The organism is Lentzea sp. NPDC004782 (assembly GCF_040609115.1).
Lineage (GTDB): Bacteria > Actinomycetota > Actinomycetes > Mycobacteriales > Pseudonocardiaceae > Lentzea.
In genome coordinates, this window is sequence record NZ_JBEXJN010000034.1 from 88,615 (window position 1) to 98,616 (window position 10,002).

At 71.8% G+C, this 10,002-nt stretch carries 2 protein-coding genes; both read left to right on the forward strand.

All coding sequences use genetic code 11. The annotated features are described in order from the left end of the window. Positions 1–27: 27 nt before the first annotated feature. Complete coding sequence (locus tag ABZV40_RS28705; protein WP_355448071.1) at positions 28–7,806, forward strand: type I polyketide synthase; 7,779 nt, start codon at positions 28–30, stop codon at positions 7,804–7,806. 37 nt (positions 7,807–7,843) lie between these two features. Further along, positions 7,844–10,002, forward strand: a 2,159-nt coding sequence (locus tag ABZV40_RS28710) for a type I polyketide synthase (RefSeq protein ID WP_355448074.1), incomplete at its 3' end; no start/stop codon positions are given.

Consider the following 10,002-nt stretch of genomic DNA (forward strand, 5'->3'; position numbering starts at 1 on the left):
CGCCAGTAAATAGGGAGCGCCGTCGGGATGTTTCGAACCGAACTGATCCGGCCGTTGTCCGACCTGCTGCGATACCACGCCGCGAACGCGCCGGAGAAGGTCGCGTTCGCGGACTCGCGGCGCGCGGTCACGTACGCGGAACTGGAGCGGCGCACCTGGCGGCTCGGCGGGCACCTCGCCGGTCTGCGGCTGCAGCCGGGTGACCGGGCGCTGATCTTCCTGGGCAACAGCGTCGACATCATCGAAAGCTACCTCGGTGTCACGCGCGCGAACGCGGTCGCGGTGCCGTTCAACCCGCACTCCGCCGACGCCGAGCTCGCCTACGTGCTCGACGACAGCGGCGCCCGCGTCGTGATCACCGACTCCGCGCACCTGGAGCAGGTCCGCAAGCTGCTGCCCGGCCGTCCTTATCTGAAGGTCGTCGTGAGCGGCGACGAACCGCTGCCGCGCGGCGGTTCTGTTGTCTCGTACCAGGATCTGACGTCGCGCGACCCCGCTGTTCCCGCGCGGGACGACCAGGGCCTCGACGACGTGGCGTTCATGCTCTACACCTCCGGCACCACCGGCAAACCGAAGGGCGTGCTGTCGACCCAGCGCGCCTGCCTGTGGTCGGTCGCGGCCTGTTACGCCCCGGTGATCGGGTTGAGCCACGACGACAAGGTGCTGTGGCCCTTGCCGTTGCACCACTCCCTCGCACACGTGCTGTGCGTCGTCGGTGTCACGGCGGTCGGTGCCACGGCCCGGATTCTGGACGGGTTCGCGGCGGACGAGGTGCTGACCGCGCTGGCAAGCGACGACTACACGTTCATGTGCGGTGTTCCCGCCATGTACCACCATCTGCTGGAAGCCGCCCGCACGCGGCAGGTGTCGTCGAGCGCGCTGACCCGGTGCCTCACCGCGGGCTCGCCGTGCCCGCCGGCGTTGCGCGTGGAGTTCGAGGCGCTGTTCGGGGTCGCGCTGCTCGACGGCTACGGCAGCACCGAGACGTGCGGCCTGATCGCGGTGAACTGGGCGCACGGCACGAGGATTCCGGGTTCGTGCGGCCTGCCGGTGCCGGGACTCTCGGTGCGGCTGGTCGACCCCGAGACCGGGATCGACGTCGACGCGGAGGCCGAGGGCGAGGTGTGGGTGCGCGGCCCGAGCCTGATGGTGGGCTACCACAACCAGCCGGAGGCCACGGCGCAGGCGATGCCGAACGGCTGGTACCGCACCGGAGACCTGGCGCGGCGCGACCTGTACGGGTACCTGACGATCACCGGCCGCGTGAAGGAGCTGATCATCCGCGGCGGCGAGAACATCCACCCCGGCGAGGTGGAGGAGGTGCTGCTGCGCGTTCCCGGCGTCGCCGACGCCGCCGTGGTCGGCAAGCCGCACGACATCCTCGGCGAGGTGCCGATCGCGTTCGTCGTGCCCGGCAAGCAGGGCCTGGATCCGGTGCGCCTGTACGACGCCTGCCGCGAGCAGTTGTCGAACTTCAAGGTGCCCGAGGAGCTGTACGAGATCGACCACATCCCGCGCACGACGTCCGGGAAGATCACGCGGCACGTGCTGCTCGACCGCCCGGCCCGGTTGCGGGCCGCGAGCGGCGGGCAGCACGAGTCGTTGCTGCGCATGGACTGGGCGCCGATGCCGTCCGTGCGCACGACCTCGCTCGAACTGGCGAAGCGCTGGGCGGTCGTCGGCCCGGACATGTTCGGGCTGACCGCTTCCCTCGCGTCGGCCGGTGTGCACGTCGCCACCTACGCCGATGCCGCCGCGTTGCACGTGTCCGTTGTGGAGGGTGAGCCGCCGCCGGACGTGGCGGTGTTGTGCTGCCCGGACGACATGGACACCGGCGGCAAGCTGACCACGGCGGCGCAGGAGGCTTTGCGCAAGGTCGGCGGCGTGCTGCGGACGTGGGTGAACGACGACTGGTTCGCGCACTCGCGGCTGGTCGTGCTGACCCGCGGCGCGGTGGCGGCGGGGGTCGAGGACGTGCGCGACCTCGTGCACGCGCCGGTGTGGGGGTTGCTGCGGTCGTTGCAGGTCGAGTTCCCGAACCGGTTCACGTTGATCGACATCGACGACCTGCCTTCTTCCACCGGCGTGCTGCCGCTGGCGGTCGCCGCCGACGAGCCGCAGCTCGCGATCCGGTCCGGCATCGCGTTGATGCCTCGCCTGAAGCGCGTTTCGGCGTCGGTCGACAGCGACGAGGTGCTGCGCATCGACCCCAGGCGCACGGTCGTCGTGACCGGCGCGGACGGCACGATGGGTGCCGCGCTGACCAGGCATCTCGTTGCCGCGTACGGCGCACGGCACCTGCTGCTGATCAGTCCGCGCGGCCGGGCCGACGAGGCGACCGCGCGGCTGGAGTCCGAGCTGTCCGAGCTGGGCGCGCGCGTGGCCGTGGCGGCGTGCGACGTGGCCGACCGGGCGGCGCTGGCCGAGGTGCTGGGCAAGCTGAAGCGACCGGTCACCGCGGTCATCCACAGCGAGGGCGAGCACCCGGCGAAGCCGGCCGTGCGCCGCGCCGACGTGTTCCGGTCCGTTGTGGACGGCGCGGTGAACCTGCACCAGCTCACCAAGAGCGGGGACGTCACGGCGTTCGTCATGCTCTGCACCGTCGCGGGTGCGTTGGGCCTGGTCGGATCGGGAGAGCAGGCGGCGGCGAACTCGTTCCTGGACGCGCTGGCCCGCTACCGCCGCAAGCGGGAGCTGGCCGCGACGTTCCTCGCGGTGGGCTCGACGGACGCGCCGACGACGGCGTCGCGGGTGGGTGAGCTGTCGGCGCAGGAGTTCACCGCGATGTTCGACGTGGCGACCTCGGCGGGCCTGGCGCAGGCCGTGATCATGCGGATCAACAGTGCCGCGCTGCGGGAGCAGACGTCCTCGACCGAGGTGCCGGCGTTGCTGCGCGGCCTGATCGACGTGTCCGCGCGGCTGGCCACGCCGGACGAGCGCGACCTGTCCGCGTTGCGGCAGCGGCTGGTGGCGATGTCGGCGGAGGAGCAGGACATCTTCCTGCTCAACCTGGTGCGCACCGAGGTCGCGGGCGTGCTCGGCCTGACCGGTGCCGAGCGGGCCGAGTCGAAGAAGACGTTCCGCGAGCTCGGCCTGACCTCCGTGACCGCCGTCGACCTGCGCAACCGCCTGACCGCGGCGACCGGCCTGCACCTGTCGGCGCCGATCGCGTTCGACTACCCGACGCCGGTCGTGCTGGCCCGGCATCTGCGGGCGGAGCTGCTGGGCGAGCGCGCGGCCGTGGTCTCCGAGGTCGCGCGGCCGTTGCCGGACGAGCCGATCGCGATCATCGGCATGGCCTGCCGGTACCCCGGCGGGGTGGCCTCGCCGGAGGACCTGTGGCGGCTGGTGATGTCGGGCTCGGACGTCGTGTCGGCGTTCCCGGCGGACCGCAACTGGGACCTGGAGAAGCTGTTCGACGGTGCCTCGCACACGCGCTCGGGTGGTTTCCTGCACGACGCCGCGGACTTCGACGCCGAGTTCTTCGGGATCTCACCGCGCGAGGCGCTGGCGATGGACCCGCAGCAGCGGTTGCTGCTGGAGGTGTCGTGGGAGGCTCTCGAACGGGCGGGCATCGACCCGGTCTCGTTGCGCGGCACCAACGGTGGCGTGTTCGCGGGCGTGATGTACCACGACTACGGCGCCGGGCTGCTGGACGCGCCGGCCGGCACCGAGGGGTACTGGACGACCGGGACCGCGGGCAGCGTGGTGTCCGGTCGCGTCGCCTACACCCTGGGACTGCAGGGCCCGGCCGTCACCGTCGACACCGCCTGCTCGTCGTCGCTGGTCGCGTTGCACTGGGCCGCGCAGTCGCTGCGGTCGGGCGAGTCGTCGATCGCGCTGGCGGGCGGTGTGACGATCATGTCGACACCGCAGACGTTCGTGGAGTTCTCCCGCCAGGGCGGGCTTTCCGCGGACGGGCGGTGCAAGGCCTTCTCCGACTCCGCGGACGGCACCGGCTGGTCGGAAGGCGCCGGTCTGGTCGTGCTGGAGCGGCTTTCCGACGCCCGCCGCAACGGTCACACGGTGCTCGCGGTGCTGCGCGGTTCGGCGATCAACCAGGACGGCGCGTCGAACGGGCTGACCGCGCCGAACGGCCCGTCGCAGCAGCGGGTGATCCGGCAAGCGCTTGCGTCGGCCGGTTTGTCCACTTCGGACGTCGACGTGGTGGAGGCGCACGGCACCGGCACCACGCTGGGTGACCCGATCGAGGCGCAGGCGTTGCTCGCGACCTACGGCCAGGACCGGGACGTGCCGCTGTGGCTGGGGTCGGTGAAGTCGAACCTCGGGCACACGCAGGCCGCCGCCGGGGTCGCGGGCGTGATCAAGATGGTGATGGCGTTGCGCCACGGCGTGCTGCCGCGGACGTTGCACGTGACGACGCCGTCCTCGCACGTGGAGTGGGGGACCGGGCGGGTCGAGCTGCTGACGTCGGAGCAGCCGTGGCCCGCGGTGTCGCGGGAACGGCGCGCGGCGGTGTCGGGATTCGGTGTGTCCGGCACGAACGCGCACGTGATCCTGGAGGAGGCGCCCGAGGTCGAGGTGACGCCGGAAGAACCGTCGACGGTGCTGTCGGTCGTGCCGTGGGTGGTGTCGGCGAAGACTTCTGCGGCCCTGGACGCGCAGCTGGAGCGGTTGCGGTCGGTGCAGGCGCCCGCGCTCGACGTGGCGGCGTCGCTGGTGACGACGCGGACGCAGCTGGAGCACCGCGCGGTGGTCGTCGACGGGGCCGAGATCGCGCGCGGGGTCGCGTCGGAGCGGCCGCTGGCGGTGCTGTTCTCGGGACAGGGGTCGCAGCGGCTCGGCATGGGACGGGAGCTGTACGAGCGTTTTCCGGTGTTCGCGTCGGCGTTCGACGCGGCGCTGGAGCACCTGGACCCCTCGTTGCGGGACGTGATGTGGGGTCACGACGCCGATGCGCTGAACGCGACCCGCTACACGCAGCCGGCGTTGTTCGCGGTCGAGGTGGCGTTGTTCCGGCTGGCCCGGTCGTTCGGGGTGCGGCCGGACTTCGTGGGCGGGCACTCGATCGGCGAGATCGTCGCCGCGCACGTCGCCGGGGTCTTCTCCTTGGAGGACGCGTGCCGGCTCGTGGACGCGCGGTCCCGGCTGATGCAGGCCTTGCCTCCCGGCGGCGCGATGGTGGCGGTGCAGGCGACCGAGGAGGAAGTGCTGCCGCTGCTGGGGCCTGACGCTTCCATCGCGGCGGTGAACGGCCCGCGTTCGGTCGTGGTCGCGGGCACCGACGACGCGGTGGCCGTGATCGTCAACCGGCTCCCGGACCGCAAGACTAAGCGTCTCACGGTGAGCCATGCGTTTCACTCGCCCTTGATGAACCCGATGCTGGACGAGTTCCGCGCGGTCGCCGAGAGCCTGTCGTTCTCCGAGCCGCAGATCCCGGTCGTGTCGAACGTGACCGGGCAGCTCGCCGTGCGCGAGCAGCTGACCTCGCCGGAGTACTGGGTGCGGCACGTGCGCGAGGCCGTGCGGTTCTCCGACGGCGTGCGGGCGCTGGGCCGTCAGGGCGTGTCGGCGTTCCTGGAGCTCGGCCCGGACGGCGTGCTGTCGGCGCTCGTGGCGGAGATGACCGAGACCGGCGCGGTGCCGCTGGACACCGCTGTCGTGCCGGTGCTGCGCCGCGAACGGCCGGAGGAGGCCTCGGTGGTGTCGGCGCTGGCGCGCCTGCACGTCACCGGTGTGCCGGTCGACTGGTCGCGGTTGTTCGAGGGCACCGGTGCCGTGCGCGTCGACCTGCCCACCTACGCGTTCCAGCGCTCCCGGTTCTGGCCGGAGCCCGAGGTCGCGGTCGGCAAGGCCGATCCGCTGGACGCGGCGTTCTGGCAGCTGGTGGAGAACGACGAGCTGGCGTCGGTGCTGGATCTCGACCCCGAGATCGCCGCCGCCGTCGTGCCGGCGTTGTCGTCGTGGCGGACCCGGCAGCGCGCGCAGTCCGTTGTGGACTCCTGGCGGTACCGGGAGTCGTGGCACCGGCTGTCGCTGTCCGGCGCGTTCTCCGGGTCGTGGCTGGTCGTGGTGCCGCCGGGGGAGCAGGACACCTGGACCCGGGACGTCGTGGAGATCCTCGGCGGGGTCGCGGTGCCGCTGGACAAGGCCGGCTCGCTGGCCGGGCGCGAGTTCACGGGTGTGGTGTCGTTGCTCGGTGCCGCGGACGACTCGGGTGACGTGCCGTTCGCGCTGGCGGGCACTCTGGAGCTGCTGCGGGCCGGAATTGACGCTCCGTTGTGGACGGTGACGCGCGGTGCCGTGTCGACCGGTCACGGTGACATCGTGACGTCGCCGGTGCAGGCGGCGCTGTGGGGCCTGGGCCGGGTGGCCGCGCTGGAGCTGCCGCGCCGGTGGGGTGGGTTGATCGACCTGCCGGGCGGTGTGGACACCCAGATCGCGCAGGGCCTGCAGGCGGCGTTGGTGAACTCCCTGGGCGAGGACCAGATCGCGGTGCGCGGCAACGGGGTGTTCGCCCGCCGGCTGGTGCCCGCGCCGCGCGGTGAGCACGGTGAGGACTGGGCGCCGTCGGGCACGGTCCTGATCACCGGCGGCACGGGTGCGCTGGGCGGGTTCGTGGCGCGTTCCGTGGCCGCTCGTGGTGCCTCCCACATCGTCCTGACCTCGCGCCGGGGCGCGTTGACGCCTGGTGTCGAGCACCTGGTGGCACAGCTGGAAGGTTTCGGTGCCGAGGTCTCGGTCGAGGCGTGCGACGTCGCCGATCGTGCTGCCCTGGAAGAGCTTTTGGGCCGCTTCCCGGACCTGACCGCGGTGGTGCACTGCGCGGGCATCGACTCCGGTGACGCGCCCTTGTCGTCGCTGTCGGCCGATCAGCTCGGGGAGTTGTTGCGCCCCAAGATGGTGGCGGCACGGAACCTGCACGAGCTGACCGGGAACCTCGACGCGTTCGTGCTGTTCTCGTCGGGTGCGGCGGCGTGGGGCAGTGGTGGTCAGCCCGCCTACTCGGCCGCGAACGCCTACCTGGACGGCCTGGCGCAGTTCCGCCGCGGTCAGGGCCTGGTGGCGACGTCCGTGCAGTGGGGCGCGTGGGCCGAGGCGGGCATGGCGACCGATCCGGAGGCCTACGACCAGCTGCGCCGCCACGGTGTGCTGCCGATGGACCCGGAGCTGGCGCTGACGGCGTTGGTGCAGGCGGTGTCGGACGGCGAGACGGTGCTGACCGTGACGAACACCGACTGGGCCCGGTTCGCGCCCGGTTTCACCGCGTCGCGGCCGTCGCCGTTGTTCTCGTCGATCCCCGAGGCCGTCGCGGCTCTCTCCGTCGACGAGGACGTGGCCGGGGCCGAGGTGGCGTTGCAGGAGAAGCTCGCGGGCCTGTCCGAGGCCGACCGGTCACGCGTGCTGCTGGACCTGGTGCGGTCCGAGGCCGCGGCGGTGCTGGGCCACCCGGGCGTCGAGTCGATCCACCCGGAGAAGGCGTTCCGCGACCAGGGTTTCGACTCGCTGACCGCCGTGGAGATGCGCGACCGCCTCAAGGCCGCGACGGGCCTGCCGGTGCCGTCGGCGCTCGTCTTCGACTACCCGACGCCGCGCCTGGTGGCCGAGCACCTGCTCGCCGGCCTGTCCTGCGCGGTCGACGGCTCCGTCCTCGCCGAGCTCGCCCGGTTCGAGGCGTCGCTCGCCACGACCGCGGAGTCCGACCACGACGCGATCCGCGAGCGCCTGGAGAAGGTGCTCGCGCGCTTGAAGAAGCCGATGTCCACTTCGGACGACGATCTCCGCACCGCCTCCGTCGAGGACCTCCTGAACATCATCGACGACGAGTTGCTCGACCTCTCGTAGAAGCAGTTGTTTGCCCGCACGAAATGAGGACGGACCAGTGCAGGAAGAGCAGCAGGACAAGGTTGCCGACTACCTGAGGCGAGTCACGGTCGAGTTGCGCCGGGCTCGTGAACGCGTCCTCGAGCTGGAGCACAAGCACAGCGAGCCCATCGCGATCGTGGGCATGTCGTGCCGCTTCCCCGGCGGGGTGACCACTCCCGAGCAGCTGTGGGACGTCGTGTCCTCGGGCCGGGACGTGGTCTCCCCGTTCCCGGCCGACCGCGGCTGGGATCTCGCGTCGTTGCGCTCGACCTCCCTGGCCCAGGAGGGCGGGTTCCTGACCGACCTGGCCTCGTTCGACGCCGACTTCTTCGGCATCTCGCCGCGCGAGGCGCTGGGCATGGACCCGCAGCAGCGCATGATGCTGGAGCTCACCTGGGAGGCCCTGGAACGCGCGGGCCTCGACCCCGCCGCGCTGCGCGGGTCCTCCACGGGTGTGTTCGTCGGCACGAACGGCCAGGACTACGCGGACCTGGTGTCGGTGGACGGCGACGGGCACGCCTCCACCGGCCTCATCGCGTCCGTGCTGTCGGGCCGCCTGTCCTACACGTTCGGTTTCGAGGGCCCCGCGGTCTCCGTCGACACCGCCTGCTCTTCGTCGTCGGTGGCCATGCACCTGGCCATGCAGGCCCTGCGCGGCGGCGAATGCTCGCTGGCGCTGGCCGGCGGCGTGACGATCATGGCCACCCCGCACGCCTTCGTCGAGTTCACCCTGCAGCGCGGTCTCGCCGCGGACGGCCGCTGCAAGGCGTTCTCCGACTCGGCCGACGGTGTCGGCTGGTCCGAGGGCGCGGGCATGCTGGTGCTGGAACGCCTTTCCGACGCGGTGGCCCACGGCCACCACGTGCTGGGCGTGCTGCGCGGTTCGGCCGTGAACCAGGACGGTGCCTCGAACGGCCTCACCGCCCCGAACGGCCCTTCGCAGCAACGCGTGATCCGCGCGGCCCTGGCCTCCGCGGGCCTGTCACCCGCCGATGTCGACGCGGTGGAGGCACACGGCACCGGCACCACCCTGGGCGACCCGATCGAGGCGGCCGCCCTGATCGCGACCTACGGCCAGAACCGCTCGGTCCCGCTCTACATCGGCTCGGTCAAGTCGAACATCGGCCACACGCAGGCCGCGGCGGGCGTCGCCTCGGTGATCAAGGCCGTGCAGGCGATGCGGCACGGCGTCCTGCCGCGCACCCTGCACGTCACCGAGCCGTCCTCCCACGTCGACTGGTCGGCCGGCGTGGTCTCCCTGCTGACCTCCGACACCCCGTGGCCCGCGGTGGACCGCCCGCGCCGCGTCGGCATCTCGTCGTTCGGCGTCTCCGGCACCAACTCACACCTGATCTTGGAGGCGCCGTCGGGGATCCCCCCGATTTCCAGCGTATCGAGCGCTGACTCCGGGCGACCGGGCTCGCCGAAATCTGTGGACAACTCGGCGCCTGTGGACAACTCCGCCAATGTCGATCTTGCCGGCCCGGGATCGTCGGACCCGCGTGCGACGATTGGAGTGGGGACCTCGGTCTCCCCCCGGGGCCCCCAGTCGGAATCGATTCCGTGGCTGGTGTCCGCGAAGTCCGAGGCGGCGCTCAGCGGGCAGATCGCGCAGCTGGCGGACGTGTCGGCCGATCCGAAGGACGTCGGGTACTCGCTGTCGTTGCGCACCCTGTTCGACCACCGCGCGGTGGTCCTCGACGGCGCCGAGATCGCCCGCGGCACCGCCACCGAGAAGCAGCTCGCGATGCTGTTCACCGGGCAGGGTTCGCAGTGGCTCGGCATGGGGCGCGAGCTGTACGCCCGGTTCCCGGTGTTCCGCGAGGCGTTCGACGAGGTCGCTCAGCACCTGGACGTGCGAGCGGTCATGTGGGGCGACGACGCCGAAGCCCTCAACCAGACCGGCAACGCGCAGCCCGCGATCTTCGCCCTGCAGGTCGCCCTCCACCGCCTCGTGGAGTCGTTCGGCGTCAAGCCCGACCACGTCGCCGGCCACTCGATCGGTGAGATCGCGGCCGCGCACGTCGCGGGTGTGTTCAGCCTGGAGGATGCCGCGAGGCTCGTGCGTGAACGTGCGCGGCTCATGCAGGCGTTGCCGCCGGGTGGCGTGATGATCGCGTTGCAGGCGGCCGAGGACGAGATCACTCTGACGCCGGGCATCTCGATCGCGGCCGT